Annotated in this window: 13 protein-coding genes; 10 read left to right on the top strand and 3 right to left on the bottom strand. The window is 48.8% G+C overall.

Annotation, left to right across the window (positions count from 1 at the left end):
- Positions 1-40 precede the first annotated feature (40 nt).
- From KH703_RS07130 to KH703_RS07110, 5 genes are all read left to right on the top strand, one after another.
- Positions 41-2,467 carry a TonB-dependent siderophore receptor gene (locus KH703_RS07130; RefSeq protein ID WP_304295223.1) on the top strand — a complete coding sequence of 809 codons (2,427 nt, stop codon included), beginning with the start codon at positions 41-43 and terminating at the stop codon, positions 2,465-2,467.
- Between the two features lie 387 nt (positions 2,468-2,854).
- Positions 2,855-4,756 (top strand): ABC transporter ATP-binding protein/permease, encoded by a 1,902-nt coding sequence (locus KH703_RS07125; protein ID WP_304295222.1) that lies wholly within the window; start codon positions 2,855-2,857, stop codon positions 4,754-4,756.
- 544 nt (positions 4,757-5,300) lie between these two features.
- Complete coding sequence (locus tag KH703_RS07120; RefSeq protein WP_304295221.1) at positions 5,301-5,789, top strand: chemotaxis protein; 489 nt, start codon at positions 5,301-5,303, stop codon at positions 5,787-5,789.
- Positions 5,790-6,046: 257 nt separating this feature from the next.
- Positions 6,047-8,116, top strand: coding sequence for a TonB-dependent receptor (locus KH703_RS07115; protein WP_304295220.1), 2,070 nt, complete (start codon positions 6,047-6,049; stop codon positions 8,114-8,116).
- 120 nt (positions 8,117-8,236) lie between these two features.
- Positions 8,237-9,028, top strand: coding sequence for a class I SAM-dependent methyltransferase (locus KH703_RS07110; RefSeq protein WP_304295219.1), 792 nt, complete (start codon positions 8,237-8,239; stop codon positions 9,026-9,028).
- A gap of 427 nt (positions 9,029-9,455) precedes the next feature.
- Here the strand turns inward: KH703_RS07110 and KH703_RS07105 are convergent, their stop codons facing one another.
- On the bottom strand, positions 9,456-10,010 hold the full coding sequence (locus tag KH703_RS07105; protein ID WP_304295218.1) for a manganese efflux pump MntP family protein: 555 nt from the start codon (positions 10,008-10,010) through the stop codon (positions 9,456-9,458).
- Positions 10,011-10,096: 86 nt separating this feature from the next.
- Here KH703_RS07105 and KH703_RS07100 point away from each other — a divergent pair, with 86 nt between their 5' ends.
- Positions 10,097-10,726 (top strand): hypothetical protein, encoded by a 630-nt coding sequence (locus KH703_RS07100; protein WP_304295217.1) that lies wholly within the window; start codon positions 10,097-10,099, stop codon positions 10,724-10,726.
- Between the two features lie 304 nt (positions 10,727-11,030).
- Positions 11,031-12,611, top strand: coding sequence for a DMT family transporter (locus KH703_RS07095; RefSeq protein ID WP_304295216.1), 1,581 nt, complete (start codon positions 11,031-11,033; stop codon positions 12,609-12,611).
- Here the strand turns inward: KH703_RS07095 and KH703_RS07090 are convergent.
- Both KH703_RS07090 and KH703_RS07085 read right to left on the bottom strand, forming a co-directional pair.
- Entirely contained in the window at positions 12,555-13,358 is an 804-nt protein-coding gene (locus KH703_RS07090; RefSeq protein ID WP_298082731.1) for a metal ABC transporter permease, read from the bottom strand. The genes KH703_RS07095 and KH703_RS07090 overlap by 57 nt on opposite strands.
- Positions 13,351-14,118, bottom strand: a complete 768-nt coding sequence (locus tag KH703_RS07085) for a metal ABC transporter ATP-binding protein (protein WP_304295215.1) — start codon at positions 14,116-14,118, stop codon at positions 13,351-13,353. The genes KH703_RS07090 and KH703_RS07085 overlap by 8 nt, the downstream gene beginning before the upstream one ends.
- A gap of 99 nt (positions 14,119-14,217) precedes the next feature.
- Here KH703_RS07085 and KH703_RS07080 point away from each other — a divergent pair, with 99 nt between their 5' ends.
- From KH703_RS07080 to KH703_RS07070, 3 genes are read left to right on the top strand one after another with little or no spacing between them, the layout of a single operon-like run.
- On the top strand, positions 14,218-15,126 hold the full coding sequence (locus tag KH703_RS07080) for a bifunctional 2-polyprenyl-6-hydroxyphenol methylase/3-demethylubiquinol 3-O-methyltransferase UbiG (protein WP_304295214.1): 909 nt from the start codon (positions 14,218-14,220) through the stop codon (positions 15,124-15,126).
- Positions 15,089-15,961 carry a cytochrome-c peroxidase gene (locus KH703_RS07075; protein WP_304295213.1) on the top strand — a complete coding sequence of 291 codons (873 nt, stop codon included), beginning with the start codon at positions 15,089-15,091 and terminating at the stop codon, positions 15,959-15,961. The genes KH703_RS07080 and KH703_RS07075 overlap by 38 nt, the downstream gene beginning before the upstream one ends.
- Positions 15,951-18,371, top strand: a complete 2,421-nt coding sequence (locus KH703_RS07070; RefSeq protein ID WP_304295212.1) for an EAL domain-containing protein — start codon at positions 15,951-15,953, stop codon at positions 18,369-18,371. Before KH703_RS07075 ends, KH703_RS07070 begins: the two co-directional genes overlap by 11 nt.
- The last annotated feature ends 285 nt before the right edge of the window (positions 18,372-18,656 follow it).

Genomic DNA, 18,656 nt, shown 5'->3' with positions numbered 1-18,656 from the left:
AGTAAATTGATATAGATTATAAAATCTAAAAAGGATTTTTATGAAAAAGGGTAAAATTTTGCTCTCTTTTGCGCTACTTTGCTCGCCGTTTTGGCTTACTGCGACGCAAAATAGCGACGCTTCTCAAAACTCGTCTGCCGCAAGCTCTGCCTCTAAAATTTCGTCATCGCAAAGCTCTGCGCAAAAACCTGGAAACCGCCCTACCGCTGCAAATTCCGCGCCGCAGGGCAACGCCGTCGTAAGCCCCGCTACTAAAGGCGTTGCACAAAATTCCATGCCGCAAAGCGGTAGCGCGGCAAATTCTACGCTGCAGGGTTTGGACGACGATAATCTCGGCACCATAAACGTCACGGGCAAGGCCGATCTGTCCACTACCGAGGGTACGGGCTCTTATACGACGGGCAATATGAGCACCGCGACGGGGCTAAATTTAAGCATAAGAGAAACGCCGCAGTCTATAAGCGTCATCTCCAATCAGCTTTTAAAAGATCTGAACTTACACAACGCCGAAGAGGCTCTTTCAAAATACGCCACCGGCATTTCGCTAAATAACGACGCAGGCGGCAATCGCATCGTCTCGCGTGGCTTTTATGTCGATAATATCCAAGAAGACGGCATCGCAAGCTCGGTTTCCAGCTCCGTGTTCGGGCCGCTGGGCTCATCGAAGGAATTTACCGATTTGGAATTCTACGATCGCGTTGAGGTTCTGCGCGGCGTAGCGGGCCTTACGCAAAGCAATGGCGAGCCCGGCGGCACGATAAATTTAATCCGAAAGCACCCGAGCGATCAGTTCGGCTTTAACGCAAGTCTAAGCAGCGGTAGCTGGGATAATTATCGCGGTATGATCGACGTAACGGACGCGGTAAATCAAAGCGGTACGGCACGCGCGCGGTTGATCGGAATTTTAAGTAAAACGGGCTCGTTTAAGGACTATCCGCGCAACGGCTATCGCGAAGGCGTCGGCGTTTCGACGGAATTTGACGTGGCCGATAAGACGCTTCTTAGCGCGGGATTTTTGTGGCAAAAAACCGTCGGCGTCTATGATATTTACGGCGTGCCCGTCTTGGATAATCAAAAAAATTTATTAAATTTACCGCGCAGAAGCTATTTCGGCTCAAACTGGGATGAGAGCGAATATAAAAAATTTAACGTCTACAGCGAGCTCTCGCACGAATTTAGCGATGATATAAAAGCCTATGCGAGGCTCAATTATACCGATAGCGACAGCATGTTAAAATTCGGAGCGCTCGGCGGGGCAAATCCTTACAACGGCACCACGTCGCATACGGTGCGATATAGGATTTACGATAACGACTCCAAAGAGATCGGGTTTCAAACGGGGCTAGACGGTAAATTCGAAGCATTCGGGCAGAAGCACGACTTTTTCTTAAACGGCTCGCTTAGCAACGAAAAGCTTAATTGGCGCGAGACTAGGACGAGAGATTCGTCTCTGGCGTCGCTGGGGATGAATATTTATAACTGGGACCGCTCAAGGATTGCCCAGCCCGATTGGAGCAGTGCCGCTAGCTTTAAAGACCGAAGCTCCACTACCATAAAGCAGCGCGCGATCTCGCTCGGGACTAGATTAAACTTAACCGACGATTTTCACTTTTTGCTTGGCGGGCGCTTTTCGAAGGTAACCTACAGCAGGTATTATTATAATATTTTGCGCGGCACGGCTTCGCATAGCGCGAGCCCGAGCAAATCGGATTTCACGCCGTATGCGGGAGTGGTCTGGGACTTTGCGGATAATTTTTCGTGGTACGCAAGCTATGCCGAAATTTTTAAGCCGCAAGCCGCGCGCGACAAGGACGGTAAAATTTTAGATCCCGTCGTCGGCTATAATTTAGAAACCGGCGTGAAGGGAGAATTTTTTGACGGTGCACTTAATACGAATGTTGCGCTGTTTCAGATCATTCAGAAAAATAGGGCGATGAGTGATCCTCTTAATACGAACTACTCCATCGCCGAGGGCAAGGTGCGAAGCCGCGGCGTGGATGCCGAGCTACAAGGCTCGCTTACTGAGAATTGGAAATTATTCGCAGGATATACTTTCAACCGCAGCGTCTATTTAAAGACGGAAAGAACCTCCGCAGCGGTCGATTATAGCAAGGGCGCAAACGCCAAGCGCTACATTCCGAAGCATCTGTTTAAGCTCTATACGAACTATGAAATTCCGCTCGGCGAAAATCGTAAGATCACCCTGGGTACGGGCGTGCGCTATCAGAGCAAAACCGCTTCGATATATCGCGAAAACGTTGCGTATTACGCCGCGCCGCAGAAGGCTTACGCGCTGTGGGACGCGAACGTCGGCTATCATTTCGACAAGCACTTTAGCGTAAATTTTGCGGTCAAAAACATCACGGATAAGAAGTATTTTCAAAATACGCAAAATCGCGTCGCGGGCCATAACAACTACTACGGCGAGCCGCGGAATTTTATGTTGACGCTTAATTATACGTATTGAGCGCGGATGAAATTTGCGCTTATGCGAACTCGGATAAACTTCTCGCACGCGGCCTTGGATAAATTCCGCGCTTCATAAGGGCGCGGATGAGGCGGGCGCAGAGGCGAGAGACTAGGCTTTGCCGCAAGTAGCACGTAGCGAGGCGGGTAAAATTTGAACGAAGCTGCGGGATTAAAATTTAGCTCGCGATTTGGTTGATTAACGATTGATTAGCGCGAGCGATTGCAAGCGATGCGGGCGAGGGCGATAAATTTAATCTCGCGAAATTCCAAGCAAATTAAACGCGCAGGCTTGCGAGCATAAATCCGCTCGCGAGCCTGCGGGATCAAATTTAATCCCGCGATCTCGCTGTAACCGGCGCTAAATTTTAAAATTTAAAGAGAAAATTTGAAAACGCTAAAGCAATTTTTTGAAATTCTACGTCCGCACTGGTTCGGCAAGGGCGCGGCGAAGCTGTGGGCGCTGCTGCTGCTCGCGCTTGGTTTTAGCCTCGCTATCATCAAAATCAGTGTGCTGATGAACGCGTGGGACAAGCGCTTTTACGACGCGCTAAGCGAGCTTAAAGGCGAGCTCATTCCCGCGCTCGTGGGCGAGTTTTTACTCTACACGGCGCTCATCGTGCTTTTCATCGTCTGCGGCAGCTGGCTTCGCAAACTGCTCGTAATCGTCTGGCGCGAGCGGCTGAGCGCGATGATGGAGCGCAAATGGCTACATAACGCAAACTTCTACCGCACGAGCCTTGATGGAAATTTTAGCGCCAGGGGCGGATCAAATTTAGAAAAACCCGGCGACGCGAATTTAGATGAAAATTTAAACGAGCGCGCGGAGTATTCCGCAGTGGAGGCGGACAGCACCGCTTTACATAGAGACGCAAAGGGGTTTGAAATTTTACCGAGCACGGCGGAGCAAAATGCAGCAGAGCAAAGCGGCGCAGGCGAGAATAAAATTTCATCCAAAACTTGCGCAGATCGTGAAATTTCAAAAACGATCGCAAAGCTAGACAACCCCGATCAGCGTATCGCCGAGGACAGCCTGCTGCTCGTGCAAAAAAGCGTCGATCTCGTAAAATCGCTCGTCTATAATCTCGCCAAGCTCATCGCCTTCGTTACGATCTTGTGGCAGGTCTCGAAGGTGCTGAAATTTGAAATTTTCGGCATGCGCTTTGAGATCGAAGGCTTTTTGCTATACGTAGCGCTCCTTTATACGCTGCTTTGCTCGCTGATCACGCATCTCATCGGGCGCAGGCTTAGGAGGCTAAATTTTGCCAAGCAGCGCGCCGAAGCCGACTACCGCTCGGATCTACTGCTCGTGCGCGAAAACGCAGAAGCCGTAGCCTTTATGCGCGGAGAGGGTGCCGAGCGCGGCCGCTTCCGCGCGAGCTTCGGCGAGATCATGAGAAACTGGCGCAGCATCATGAATACGGAATTTCGCCTCGAATGCTTTTCGGCAAGCTACCTAAAAATCACGAATTTAATCCCGATCTTTGCCTGCTTGCCGCTGTATTTGTCGCGCGCGATGAGCTTTGGCGACATGATGCAGGCGCGTTCGGCGTTTTACAGCGTGCAAGACGGATTTGCGTGGTTTATGGACTATTACAAACAGATCATGGAGTGGGCGGCGAGCGTGCAGAGGATTTATGAGTTCATCTCGCGCATGGACGGCGAGAGCGCAAATCTGCGTGCTTGCGTCAAACAAAGCGACGAAAATTCCGCTCGTTGCGAGGGCTTGTCGGTCTTCACGCCTGCGGGCGAGCCGCTGATCGAGGATCTACGCTTCGAGCTTGCGCCCGCGCAGTTTATAATGCTGCGAGGCAAGAGCGGCGCGGGCAAAAGCACGGCTCTGCGCTACGTCGCGGGTCTTTGGAGATACGGCCGCGGCGAGATCAGTTTGCCGCGCACGGGAGTGATGTTTATCCCGCAAAAGCCCTATCTAGCGCCGCTTAGCCTAAAGGAGCTTATCGCTTATCCGCAGCCGCCGCGCAAAGACGATGCGGAATTTTTAGAAATTTTACGCAGCGTAGGACTTAAGAAATTTGCCCGCATGCTAAACTCGCGCGCCGATTACGTTAAAATTTTAAGCGGCGGAGAGGCGCAGCGGCTTAGTTTCGCACGCATTCATTACCACAAGCCGAGCTTTGTTTTCGCAGACGAGATCACGTCCGCGCTCGACCCTGCCTCGGCGCGCGAGCTGCTACTGGGTCTGCGTGCGGATCTGTCTAGCCTCGGCATGCTAGCGATCGTGCATCAAACGGGGCTTGAGGACATATTCGAGCGGACGATAGAGCTTTAAATTTTATCGTTTAAATTTCTCGTCGGGGATTTCGCCTTTAAATTCATATCTTTTTAAATCCAGATTTATTAAAATTACTCATTTATATTAAGCGGCGATAAAATTTAGCCGAAGCGCTCGGTGTTCGCATACATGGGCATCGGCATCCGCGTGGCTAGGTGCTCGCACGCAGTCGGTGGCATAGCACCGCCGTAGGTAAGTATTTGCGGCGCAACGAGTAGCTCGGAAGTTGGTCAGCAGTGCGCGATCGCGATTTTGCGCGAAATTAAGTCGATAAAATTTAAACGCAAGATAGTCTGCTCAATGCGGGGCGTCTCGATAAAATTTTAACCTACGTGGCGAGCGGTTTGGAAGTCGGTAAACGGCGCGCTAATGAGTGGGCTGTGTAAGCGGTGCGATAGCATGATGGTGTAGCGCGCGGTACCGCAACAACGCCACGGAGATACGATAGCGGCGATCGGCGAGGCGCACCGGTGCAGAGCTTAGCGCTTGCAGGCACTCCGCGTGAAGTCGCTAAATTTTAAAAACAAAGCAAGGAGATTTGATGCTTAAGGCGGGGATTGTTTATAAATTTGCGCTCATCGTGTTGCTAGGCTGCGCGCTTTGCATTCTGGGCTTTTCGGGCGCTTGCTTTGTGCGCGGCGAGTACGGCGAGACGTGGATGAGCCTGCATAAGATCGCGGGATTCGGCCTGCTTTGCGTCGCGATCTTGCATCTAATCACGAGGCGAAAGAAGCTCACAAAGCTATGGGGCGAGTTTTTGGACGTGGTTTTGAGCCGCAAAAATCCCGGCTTTTGTAATATGGATCGCATCATAGGCGCGATCGAGTCCTATAATATTAGAGAGATCGCTAGTAAAATGGGCTTTAGTGCGGACGAGCTCGCTACGATTTTGAAATCAAACGGCATCAAGCTCATAAGCGTAGATCAGAACCTACGTGAGCTTACGAAGCTTAACGACGAAAAAATTTTCTTCATCTTGGTGCTTTTAATCGAGGCAAAATTCGGCAAAGCGGGCAGCTGCAAGGTCTAAATTTTAAAATTCCGATCCGAATTCGCTCCATAAACTCGCCGCTTTAAGAAATAAAAACCGCCAAATAATATAAATTTAAAACCGAAATTTTACCGCGCTACGTAAAACGCTCAAAATTAAAATTTCATCCAAATTCCGCTTAAATTTTAAAAAATCTATCTTTAATCTTTGAAATTTATTATTATTTAATCAAGAGAAATTATAATATAGCATTTGCAAATCATTCGCAAAATTCTAATTTTGAATAGGGGAGAGTGATGTTTAAGAAATTTTATCTTTCAAATGCCGCGGTCGCGCTAAGTTTGTGCGCCGCCTTGCAACTAAACGGGGCCGAAAATAACGCTACATCCGCAAATATCGCGCCTAGCGCGCAAGCGGTAAATTCCGCAGCTTCTAAAAACGCTTCCGGCGCGAACGCCACGAAGCTCGGTACCATAGTAGTTACCGCGACGGGCTTTGAGGATATGCTTAAAAACGAGGTTCGCAACGTCTCGGTCATCACCGCGGAGGATATGGAAAACCGCGGTTACCGTGATCTGCGCGAAATTTTAGAAAAGGCGCCTGGGGTTAGCTTTAACGGCAGGTCGGTTGATTTGCGTGGGCAAGGCGCGAAGGCCAATACCTCCGTCAAGGTCCTTCTTAACGGAGTCGCTCTCAATATGATCGACACCACGCCTACGACCATCCCGATTGATCTCGTTCCGATTGAAGATATCGAGCGCGTGGAGATCATCCCCGGCGGCGGTAGCGTGCTTTACGGCAGCGGCACCAGCGGCGGCGTGATAAATATCATCACAAAAAAAGGCGCAAAATATCCATACGCCAATGTCTCTACCAAGATCGCGTCGTATAATTATAAAGATCTAAATTTCGGCGCAGGCGGGAATGTGAGCGAAAATCTATTTCTAAAGACCGCAATAAAGGGCTTTGATCAGCATGGATACCGCAAGGGCGAAAGAGAGCGAGGCTACTATACATCGTTCGGACTAAATTATAAAATTTCAGATGATCAAAGCCTCTCTTTTAATCCGAGCTTTTATCGCGCTAGGACGCATGATGTACCGGGTTTAGGGCTTGTTGAGCTCAAGAAGGATCGCCGCCAACAGGGAGGTGAGAGGACCTTTACCAAAAGTACGCGACTAAATTTTGACCTGGATTATGCGGTGAAATTCGGCGATAGATTTGAAGCAAATTTACAGCCTTATTACCAAGATATTAGAATTTTGCAGAAGGGCTTTGTGATGAAAGATCGCAAAGAGGGGGCAAATTTAAAGGGCAAGTTTACCTATGATAACGACGAGCTCATAGCGGGATATGATTATCTTAAAAATAAGGGTTTCCGCAGGATCGACTTTACCACTTCGATGAATCCTATGATGAGCCTTTCGCAGCTTACGATCTTTGATATGCAAAAACAGACGCACTCGGTTTATGCCTTAGAAAAGCACGACTTCACGGAGCTGTTTTCACTTAGTGCGGGCGGGCGTTTTGAGCGCGCCGAATACAAAGTAGATCGCGAAGTCTCTACGACGATGCGTAGGATGGGGCGCATATTTCATACTCAAGAAAGCACGCACGTAACGGATCATAAAAACAACTACGCTTTTGAGATCACGCCGAATTTTAATTATTCCAAAGACGGCAATCTGTATTTTAAATTTGAGCGCGGCTATATCTCGCCGGGCCCTAATCAACTCATCGATAAGCTCGGCCGCAACGGCCCCTATGTGCTTAATAACCTCAAATCCGAAACCTTTAAAACCTACGAGATCGGCCTTAAAGACCTGATCTACGGGCAATACGTAAGCGCTACGATCTTTTGGACCGATACGAAAAACGAGATCGTAAACGAAACCTTGGGCAGCTCGATCACCGACGGTTGGCATTTTATAAATATCGACGAGACGCGCCGCAAGGGCGTGGAGCTGTATGCGGAGCAAAGTCTGCTTTCAAATTTAAAGCTCAGCGAGACCTTTTCATACGTGGACGCCAAGATCCAATCCGGCGCGAATAAAGGCAAGCAGGTTCCGCTAGTGGAGCGCTCGAAGTTCGTTTTGGGTGTCGATTATGAGCCGATTAGAAATTTAACGCTTATGAGCGATTTTAAATATTTCTCATCATCACACGACGCCAACCACGATAGGATCGATTCGCGCACGATCGTGGATCTAGGCGCTGCGTACCGCTTCGCAAGCGGGTTTTTGATAAGCGCCGGAGTCAAAAACGTCTTTGACGAGGAATATAATTACAACCAAAATTTACGCGCAGACGTCTATACACCAGCTCCCGGGCGCAACTACTACGCTGAGTTTAAATACACCTATTAGCGTGCGTTTAAATTTAGGCGGGGTTTTGAGCTGCGGACTTTAAAATTTACGGGCGAAATTTAAAATTTTGCCGCAGCCAGCTTTTCTGCCGCGAGATTAAATTTAATAAAAGGAGCGAAGATGAAACCGGACTATAAAAACTGGGTGCCTAAGGGCATGATCGCGTCATTTGCCGCGGGTGCGGGCGTAGCGTTAGTTTTATTTTTGATTTTCGGCGTTTGCGGTTTGGGTGTTAGTGGTGCGCTAAGAGGCGTGCTAGCTGGGCTTTCCGGCGCAGCGGCGCTGGTTTTGATCGGCTTTACGATCTACTGCGTCGTGTGGTACCGCGCGTTTGATTACGGCGGCAAGCGTCAGCTCTCTCGTGCGATCGTAGAGGGCACGGCAAAATACGTAGATCTGCCTGAGGGCGGGCGCGGGCTAGACGTAGGCTGCGGCAGCGGCGCGCTAACGATCGCCGTTGCTAAGCGCAACCCGCACGCATCGGTGCTAGGCGTCGATCGCTGGGGCTTTGAGTACGCGTCTTTTAACAAGCAGCTGTGCGAATCCAACGCGCGCGCCGAAGGGGTGCAAAACACTAGCTTCGAGCAGGCCGACGCCACGCAGCTGCCCTTTGAGGACGGCAGCTTTGATGCGGTTACAAGCAATTACGTCTATCACAACATCATGCGCAAGGACCGCCAGGCGCTGCTTTTAGAGACGCTCCGCGTGCTTAAAAAGGGCGGCAGCTTCGCGATCCACGATCTTTTCTCGCGCGGAAACTACGGCGACATGGATGCTTTCATCGCGCGACTCAAGGAGCAGGGCTATGAGCAGCTCGAGCTCATAGACACGACGCAGGGGCTTTTTATGGGTCCGCGCGAAGCCAAATGGCTGATGCTGGGCAGTTCAAAGCTTCTGGCGGGTAGAAAATAAAAAGCCTCTCCGATTTAAAACCGCTGGCTGACGCGAATAAAATTTTAAAATTATTAAAAATCTTGAAATTCTAAGATTATGAAATTTTAGAATTTTGCAAAATTCTAAAAAAGCACAATGCGGCGGAATTTTAGAATTCTGCCTAATTTTAAATTTTGAAATTCCGCCTGACGACTACTGCATTAGTATCGCGACAAATACCTTGATCTGCGCTTTAGATATATTTGCCGTATTGAAGCGGCGCATTTTCGTTCCCGCCGCGCACCCAATCGGATTTAAATCCCACCGCTTAGAAAATCCGCGAAATTTTTTATAATTCTATAAATCTAAAATTTTATAAATTTTAAAATTACGTATCGTTATGCCACTATCGCGGCAGAGTACTTTAACCGCGCCTACCTCACCTGCCCGCTGAATATCTGCACGGCTAAATATCGATAACGCCGAGGTGCGAGAGTAAAATTTTAACCCCAATCAGAATTAAAATTACGCCGCCTAAGACGAGCGCCTTGGCTTGCAGAAATCTGCCCGTTAGCTTGCCTGCGTAGCACGCCGCGACGCATAGCGCGAAGCAGACGAGCCCGATTACGCAACAGGCGTAGAGGATGTTTATCTCGCCAAAGGCAAAGGTCACGCCCACGGCCATCGCATCGATGCTGGTGGCGATCGCACCCAGCACCAGCTCCTTCGTGCTTAGGCGAAGATCTGGCTCATCCTGCTCGCGGCGGGATTCAATGATCATCTTAACGCCTAAAAACGATAAAATTCCAAACGCGACGAAGTGATCGATCTGCGCGATAAATTTTACGAAATTTATCCCCAAAGCGTAGCCTGCAAGTGGCATTATGAACTGAGCCGCCGCATAGAAAAACGCGACGCGCGCGATCTGTGCAAATTTGAAATTCGGATATTTCGCACCGTTTGAGATACTAAGCGCGACGCTGTCCATAGCAAGCGCAAAAGCGATGAGTAAAAGCTCCATATCTAGCCCTTTTGGTATTATAAAAGCGTTGATTATACATTAAAATTTTCGAAATAAAATAATCAATCTTTAATTAGGGAAAAACTTTGCTTAAAAAATTAATCTTTTGTTTATTGCCGATATTTGCGACTGCTAGCTGGGAGGAGGTCGCCGTAAAGGGACTTGACGTGATGCTTAGTGCGGGCGCGGGCGATAGCGAAAATTTTAAAAACTCACTAAGCACTTTGATAGAGCGTGCCGCAAATGAATACGAACGCACTGGCGTGCAGGATTACGAGCTCGATCTGCCTAGCTACATTACCGAGCGCGCGGGCAAAAAGAGCATCGCCGTGCAGAATATGCAAAGGCTGGCGAGCAAGAAGCTAAGTCTTGCCGTAGAGCCGATCAAAAAGCTCGTACTCGCTAAAATAAAAGATATGTCCGAAGCCGATACTAAGGCGGTAATGAGCGGCGAGGTGTTATTCAGCCACTATCTGCGCACCAACGCCTTTGATGAAATTTACGAAATCATTCGCCCTTTGGCACGCGAACTAGGAGCCGACGCGAGCTTTGCTAAAAGCTTTAAAAGTGCCGTCGGACGCGAGCCTGGAGACGATTTTAGTAGTGAATTCAGTAGCGCCTTTATCAACGAAAGCTTTGATTTTTTAAGCAAAAACGAAAGGGAGTTTCGCAAAAACTCGGGCGCGATTTTAAACGCCATAAAGACGATCAGATAGGCGCGATCGCACTAAAATCTCGGCGAAATTTTACTTTAAATTTATGAAAAATTCTATCTTGGAACTCGCGGAAAATTTTAATTCAAAATCCGCTTTAAATTTTATCTCAAATCAGGCATGCGAGCGCGCAAAAAACACAGCGTCCGGCGGTGCGATAAATTTTGCTCCCGCTCCCTGCCTCAAAAGAAATTTCAAATTTCAAGATACGACCGCCGAGTTAAATTTCATCCGCGAAAGAAATTTAAAATTTTATCCCGCTTCGGCCGGTTTTGCCGCACGCAATCGTACCTCGGCCGGTTTTGCCGTGCACAGTCTAGTCGCGTTCTATTCCGCCCCGCGCGTCAAAAATCTTGAAAGAAAATCCGCTTTAAATTCCGCGGCTCTTGCGCTAAATTTAAAGTCCGCGCAGATTCCAAGCTGCGTCGAAAATAAAGCTTTAAATTCCGCAAAAGTCTCCGCAATAAATCCTTGCGAAAATTCCGCAAGAAATTTCAGACGAAATTTTATATTAAATTTTGCGGAAAATTTCATTCGCAACGGCGCAAATAGCGCGAGTTCGCTAAGCCGTGTGAGCGCCGTAAACGATCCAAATTTAAGTCCCGCAAAAAGCCTCGCTGCCGCCCATACGCGACGCTCAAAGAAAAATTTTACCGAGACCCTTGTAAACGATCCGGCCTCCGCTAGTGCGCCGCAGAGCTTTGGATTGAAAAATTTTAAGGCGCAGAATTTTGCGAAGAAATCTAATTCGGCAGAGAATTCTAGCTCCGCTCGAAGCTTAAATTCCGCGCAGAATTTCGATTTCGCGCAAAGCTCTAATTCTACGCAGAGCCCTGCTGCCGCGCAAAATTCTGCCTCTACGCAAAACTGCACGCAAAGCTCGAATTCCGTGCAGAGTTTCGGGCAAAATTCTAGTTCCGCGCAAAGCCGCGCGCAAAATCCCGCTCCGCCTAGCAGACTGTGGGATCTGGGGCTGCTTTTTGTAGCGATCGTTTGGGGATGCACTTTCGTGCCGGTTCAGCGCGCGCTGCATAGCGGCGACGTTTTTAGCTTTTTATTTTGGCGCTTTTTGGCGGCGAGCATTTTTACCTACCTCGCCTGCCTGCGCTTCGGCGTCAAATTTGACCGCGGCACGATAGGGCAGGGCGTGTTTTGCGGGCTGATGCTGTTTTGCGATTTTTCGTGCCAGACTATAGCGCTTGATTATGCGCTATCATCGACGGTGGCGTTTATTTTGGGGCTCAACGTCGTCATCGTGCCCTTTTTAATGCTTGCGTTTTTCGGCAAAAAGGTTGGTGCGAGTGCCTTTGGCGGCGCGGTCGTGGCGCTTTTGGGGCTGTATTTTTTAAGTGGAGCAAGCGGCGCGGTGGGATTTGGCATAGGCGAGCGACTGACGCTGATTTCGGCGTTTGCATACGCGCTTCATATCGTATTTACCGGCGTCTGCGCGCGCAAAAGCAATCTCTACGGCTTTGTGATCGTGCAGTTTATCTGCGTCTGCGTCTGTGCGCTAATCGCGGCAGTTTTCGTCCCGCACGCGGAATTTGAAGGCGAGATAAAGGTACTTGGGAATTTGATCTTTTCGCCGAACTTCGATTTTGTTTTCGCGCTGGTTTTAACCTCGATCTTTGCCACTGTCGCGGCGTTTGTGATCCAAACAATGGCGCAAAATCGCGGCGTAAGCGAGATAAAAACGGTGCTTATTTTCGCGCTGGAGCCCGTAAGCGCGGGTATTATGGGGTATGCTTTTGGCGAGAAGCTAAGCGCGCTTCAAATTTTAGGCGCGGCGCTGATACTCGCAGGCATCCTGCTTAGCGAGCTGGGCGGGCTTTTAGGCGCGAAGTTTGCTAAAGATCGAGCTTGCGAAAAAGCAGACCGAGGCGACTAGGATTATCGAAGCGCCGCTGGTTAGATTGAGCTTGAAGCTCAAAACAAGCCCCGCCGCGCAGAAAAGCGCCGATAGCGCGCAGCTTATCGCCATCATCGAGCCTAGGCTTTTTGAAATTTTTTCGGCGATGAAGGGCGGAATCGTCATCAGCGAGATTACTAAGATTAGTCCTACGATCTGAATCGACGCGACTACCGCGAGGCTCGCCATCACTACGAGGACGTAGTAAAAGACGCTCGTATTCACTCCGCGCAACAGGGCAAATTCCTTATCGAAGCTGATCGCTAAAAACTGCCTGTAAAAGCACGCCGTAAGCGCCGCAAATGCCGCGCCGCAAATGCCGATGAAGATTAAATTTTCGTGATTTATCGCTAAGATCGAGCCGAATAAAAAGCTCATCAAATCGGATTTGTACCCAGGTGTGAGATCGGCGAAGATTATCCCCAGCGCCATTCCAAACGCCCATATCGCGCCGATTACGGCGTCAAAGCGCTCGGTGTTTCGCAGCGTGACGTAGGCGATGAGTAGCCCCAAAAACAGCGCAAATACGCTAGCTCCCAGCACGGGCGAGATTCCTAAAAATAGCGCGATGCCGATGCCGCCGTATGCGCCGTGTGCGATGCCGCCTGCTATGAAGCTCATGCGATTTATCACGACTAGCGAGCCCACGACGCCGCAGACTATACTGACTAAAAGTCCGCCGAGTAGGGCGTTTTGCATGAAATCATAAGATAAAATTTCAGCCATTTTCGCCCTCCTTGCAGCAGCATTCGTTAAGCGCGAGATCGACGGCGCAAAAGTGCCCGTGCTCGCGTCGCAGGTGATCTAAAAATTCCGCTCTGCCTCCCGGATTGATCTCGTGGGTATGCGCCGAGCCGTTTGCGACGTAAAGAGCGCGGTTTGCATAGTTTAGCGCAAGCTGCACGTCGTGGCTGATTAGAATTATGCCGCAACCGCTCTCGTTTAGGGATTTTAAAAGTTCGTAGATTTGAACCTGCCCCATCGTGTCGATGCTCGCTAGCGGCTCATCGAGAAGTAAAATTTTAGCCTTCGCGCACAGCGCCCGCGCGATGTAAACGCGCTGTCTTTGTCCGCCGCTAAGCTCGCTGATACGGCAGTCTGCAAGGTCTTGCATCCCTACGCGCCCCAGGGCTTGCATGGCTTGCTCGCGCTCGGATTTGCTATAAAAGCCAAAAATTTTCTTATCTATCAGCCCCATTAAAACGACTTCGAGCACGCTGATGGGAAAGCTTTTGTTTATCGCGATGAACTGCGGCACGTAGCCCATTTGCGCTCTGGCAAGCGCTGGCGATCTGCCTAAAATTTCGATCATGCCCGAGCTTGGTCGTAGCAGCCCCAAAAGAAGCTTCAAAAGGGTGCTTTTGCCGCCGCCATTGGGCCCAAAAATCGCCAAAAAATCGCGCAGCTCATAGTTTAAGTTTATATCTTTTAAAATTTCGCGTTTTTCGTAAGCAAAGTTTAAATTTCTTATCGTCACGTCCGCCATGAACGCCCTTTCGCCTAGATTTTGAAAGCATTTATTATAGCCCAAATTCGGAAAAATTGCCAAATTTTGCTATTATTACAAAAAATTTAAAGGCTAGCGGTGGAGAAAATCGGCGAAAAATCAGATGAAAATAGCTGGGATAAAAAGTCCGAAAGTTACGCTAAATTTAGCGGCGAGCCGGGCGATTTCGGCAAGCGGGTGTTTGAGATACTGCGCGGTTGGGGCGTGAGCTTTGCGGGCAAAAGCGTGCTCGACGTGGGCGCCGGCACGGGGGTTTATTCGCTGTATCTCGCGTCGCTGGGCGCAAAGGTCACGGCGATCGATAGCTCGGAGGGGATGCTGCGCGAGCTAAGGCGCAGCGCGCAGGAGTTTGGCATCCCTTTGCAAAACGTATTAAATTTAAGCTTTGCGGAGTTTTACGAGCGGCTGAGCCGCAATGGTTTTGCAGACGCGGCGGGCGAAAATTTTAAAATTTATCCGCACCCGCAGAGCGAAATTTCAAACGCGCAAGCTCAAGAAGCGCAGGCTTTAAATTTAAAAGACGCTGCGAGCAAAAGCCGCGAGAGCGAAAATTTTAAAATTCCCGCAGCTTTTGACATCGCGTTTCTTACGATGAGTCCCGCGCTAAAAAGCACGGAGGATTTTGAGGCATTTTTGGCTTTGGGCGAGCGCAAAATTTATCTAAACTGGGCGAGCGAGCGCAATTCGTCGATGCTGGCGCCGCTGTTTGAGCGCTTTGGCACAGGAGCTAAAAGACTTGCTACCGCCGCCGAAAAGTTTGAGGCGCTGCTCGGAGCGCGCGACATCAAGTTTAAAAGCGAAATTTTAACCGAGAGGCGCGAGCAAAAACGCAGCCTGCAAGAAGCTGTGCAAAACGCTACGTGGCACCTACATATGGACGGCGCGAAGGCTAGCGAACGCGAGATCGAGGAGATTTTGAAAAAGCGGGCTAAAGGCGGGATGATAAGCGATGAGATCGAAGCGAGCTTTAAGCTGTTTTATATTTAGCCTGGCGCCGCTTTTGGGGCTTTGCGGCAATCTTTTTACGCCGCTTGAGATGCCTAAATATGATCCACAAAAGGCGCGGCTGGGTGCAAAAATTTTTACCGATGTAAGATTTAGCAGCAAAGGCCGCTCCTGCGAGAGCTGCCACAACTTCTATCTAAACGACTCAGGCGCTTCGGTGCGCGACGGGCGCGTGCCTACACTAATAAATTCTTATTACTTTGATCGTTACTTGGGCGATTATAATTTCGCGGGCTTTGAAGCGCGGATCGCGGCGTCTGTTTTTGGCAAGAACGAGCTTGATGCGAGCGAAGATAGAATTTTAGAGCTTATCAGGAAGAATTTAGCCTACAAGCAGGCTTTTGAAAGTGCTTACGGCGAGGCGAATACGGCGAACTTCATTGATGCGCTAAAGGAATTTTTAAAGTCCAAAACGGCGATAAATTCCAAATTTGACCGATTTTTGCGCGGCGAGGTTAAGCTAAATGATGCCGAATATAACGGATATGTGCTTTTTGTGCGGCTGTGTTCGGCATGTCATAACGGTGTTAGCCTTGGCACCGGCAGCTTTACTAAAATTCGTCCAAGCGCGGAAGAGGAGGATGCGCCTAGGCATAGGCTCACTTCCGACGGATTTGAGTTGCGCCGCGTGCCTAGCTTGCGCAATATCACGCAAACCGCGCCTTACGTAAACGGGCAGATGGATTTGCGCCTTGCGGTGCGGCAGATCGCAAAGGATCTGCTAAAATACGATCTTAGCGATGGGGAGCTTGATGCTTTGATGAGCTTTTTAGCTACACTTAAGGGCGAGACGACGGAGGCGCAGGATGAAAGATAAGATAATGTGGGCTTTGATGGTGGGGATTATGATATTAGGCATAATCATCGCCGGGAATTATTTCTCGTCGCTAAGAGATGTAGCGAGATTTAGCACGATTTCGCGCGAGCTAGCTTTGATCGATAACGCCGATAACCGCTTAAATATATTATTTGATGCAAAGATCGCAAGAAGGGACTTTTCGATTGCAAATGCCGATATGCGCGGCATCTATCAGGTGCTACAAGCTCTGCAAAAAGATAAAATCATTGATAAAATCGGACTTAGCGGCGATGTGCGCGCGATCGGAAGCGCTTTTAGCGATAAAATTTCACTTTTGGACGAGCTTGGGGCTTTAAATTCGCAGAATTTAATCCTTTTTCAAAGTCTTCAGCAAAAATTTTTATCCAGTGGTGCAAATGCGCAAAGAGCAAATCTCTACTCTCAAATTTTAGGGCTTAACTATAAAAATCGCTCCGAGATCTCTGCTTTAAAAAGCGCGCTAGAAAGCGCAGATGCGTCAAGCCCCGACGAAGCTGCGTTTATAGGAATCGCGCGGCAAATTTTAAGGAATTTCGAGCGTCAAAATATCATCGTAAGTGATAATCTCTCGTTACTAAACGAGCGCTTCGCAAGCCTGCGCGAGCGATTTTCTTACGCTAGCGAGGAATTCTACAGCTCGTTTATGCAAATGACGATGCTTTACACGGCGGTGTTTTTATCGTTTTTACTGCTTACTTACATCATAAATTCCGATGCTTTGCGTAGCAAACGCGCCCTCGCGCCCTATCGCGCGCTATGCAAGGAGGCAGGCGAAGCGATAGTTTTAGCAGATCAGAGCTTTAAAATTTTATACGCTAATAAAAGCGCGCTTAGCTTAAGCGGCTACGAACAAAGCGAGCTGGAAGGGAGTGATCTTGGAGTTTTGATGCCCAAAGATAAAGGGATCGAACTTCCTGCGATGGTAAATAAAAGCGCCAAAGATACGCGCCTGCTTCGTAAAAACGGCGAGCTAGTCGATGTGAGCCTAAGGCTATCAAATATCGCTGCTACGTCTAAGCCGCCACTATATGCGCTTTACGCTCATGACATCGGCGAGCGCGAGATTATGAAACTAGCTCTTGCGAGCGCAAAAGAGAGCTTAAACAATCAAGTCTATATCGATCATCTTACGGGCCAGGGCAACGAAGCGGCGCTATATGAGCTAATAAACGCCGAAAAAACGGGCGTAGCGATTTACATCACTATCGTAAATTTTGCAAATTTACGGCTTTTTTACAAGGCGGAGACGACGAATGAAATTCTGCGCTCATTTGCGCGCACGCTTGCGATGTGTATAGAATCGCACGAGATCAAAGCTAGTATCTTTCGCATCCAATCGGATGAGTTTTGCCTATTTTACGAGGGGCTAAATGTCACGCGCGACGTGGAGATTATAAATAAATATTTCACCGACAAAGTTTTTAATCTTCATACCACCGAGGGCTTTGCCTCCGCGCCTTTAAATATCACGATGGGCGTGAGCGAACGCGCAGACGTAGCGGGTGGCGCAAATAGGGTCTTTCAAGCGGTTATGGCGATGTATGAGGCGCAGAGCAAAAACGAGCATGTGGGCTTTTACTCGCGCCCAAATACGATTGAGGAAAAATATCTGCAAAATCAGATTATGATCAACACCATTCAAAACGCGATCAAGAAAAATCAAGTCTTTGTGCTTGTTCAGCCCATATTTGATATCACCCACCGCGATCCTAGTGGTAACACATACGGCACCGAGGGTGGTGATTATGTCCCATTAGTATATGAAATTCTAATCCGCCTAATCGACCGCTCAGGCAAGACGCGCTGCCCGGGTGAGTTTATCGACATCGCAAAGCAGACCTCGCTTTACATCCCACTAACTCAGGTCGTAATAAACGAAGCTTTTCGCTTGCTAGACCGCTTCGCAGGGACTTGCTTTAGCATAAATCTTTCATATTTTGACATCGCAAACGAAGGCATCAAGGAGCTCTTAGAGCGCAAGCTCGCATCCAGTCCAAACGCTTCAAATCTATTCATCGAAATTTTAGAAAGCGAGGAATTCGACGATTACGAGAGCCTACGCAGCTTCATCGCCGTAGCCAAAAACTACGGCTGCAAGGTCGCGATAGACGATTTTGGCAGCGGATACTCCAACTACTATAGAATTTTAACGCTTGACGTGGATTACATAAAGATCGACGGAGCGCTCATCAAAAACATCGCAAACGATAAAAACTCGCGCGCTATCGTCGAAACTATCGCTAACTTCGCGCGCAAGCAGGGCTACGAGCTCATCGCCGAATACGTAGAAAACCACGAAATTTCAATCATCTTAGAAGAGATGGGGATTAAATATATGCAAGGCTACTTCTACAGCAAACCAATGGAGCCCTCGAGGATAAAATTCTAATCTCATCTCGCCGCGGTCTATAGCCCGCCTTTTTAAATTTACGAGCCAAAGATCGCCTCCGTAAGGCGAGAAATTCTGATTTAGCAAGCCGCCGCTTTAATTTATACAGAATTCATCTTGGCAGATACTGCGCGGTTTTATCGCAAACTTATGGCGCGCCTTATAGCTAAATTGCCAAAAAAGCTTACGCGTGGCAAATGAAGTGAGAGCTAAATTTAAAATTTAATAGCGGATTTATGGATGAAATTTTACGAAGTTTAAAATTTTAAAATTCCAAGCCGTAAA

Origin of the sequence: Campylobacter gracilis, assembly GCF_018374135.1 — a bacterium.
Taxonomy (GTDB): Bacteria; Campylobacterota; Campylobacteria; order Campylobacterales; family Campylobacteraceae; genus Campylobacter_B; species Campylobacter_B gracilis_A.
Note: the sequence above shows the minus strand (reverse complement) of the source record. Positions and strands in the feature narration are given on the sequence as shown.

What these genes read in the sequence shown, in the direction of transcription:
- KH703_RS07085 (WP_304295215.1), bottom strand. Translation starts at nt 14,118, where the DNA reads ATGGCGGACGTGACGATAAGAAATTTAAACTTTGCTTACGAAAAACGC.
- KH703_RS07090 (WP_298082731.1), bottom strand. Translation starts at nt 13,358, where the DNA reads ATGGCTGAAATTTTATCTTATGATTTCATGCAAAACGCCCTACTCGGC.
- KH703_RS07115 (WP_304295220.1), top strand. Translation starts at nt 6,047, where the DNA reads ATGTTTAAGAAATTTTATCTTTCAAATGCCGCGGTCGCGCTAAGTTTG.
- KH703_RS07105 (WP_304295218.1), bottom strand. Translation starts at nt 10,010, where the DNA reads ATGGAGCTTTTACTCATCGCTTTTGCGCTTGCTATGGACAGCGTCGCG.
- KH703_RS07130 (WP_304295223.1), top strand. Translation starts at nt 41, where the DNA reads ATGAAAAAGGGTAAAATTTTGCTCTCTTTTGCGCTACTTTGCTCGCCG.
- KH703_RS07070 (WP_304295212.1), top strand. Translation starts at nt 15,951, where the DNA reads ATGAAAGATAAGATAATGTGGGCTTTGATGGTGGGGATTATGATATTA.
- KH703_RS07120 (WP_304295221.1), top strand. Translation starts at nt 5,301, where the DNA reads ATGCTTAAGGCGGGGATTGTTTATAAATTTGCGCTCATCGTGTTGCTA.
- KH703_RS07075 (WP_304295213.1), top strand. Translation starts at nt 15,089, where the DNA reads ATGAGATCGAAGCGAGCTTTAAGCTGTTTTATATTTAGCCTGGCGCCG.
- KH703_RS07110 (WP_304295219.1), top strand. Translation starts at nt 8,237, where the DNA reads ATGAAACCGGACTATAAAAACTGGGTGCCTAAGGGCATGATCGCGTCA.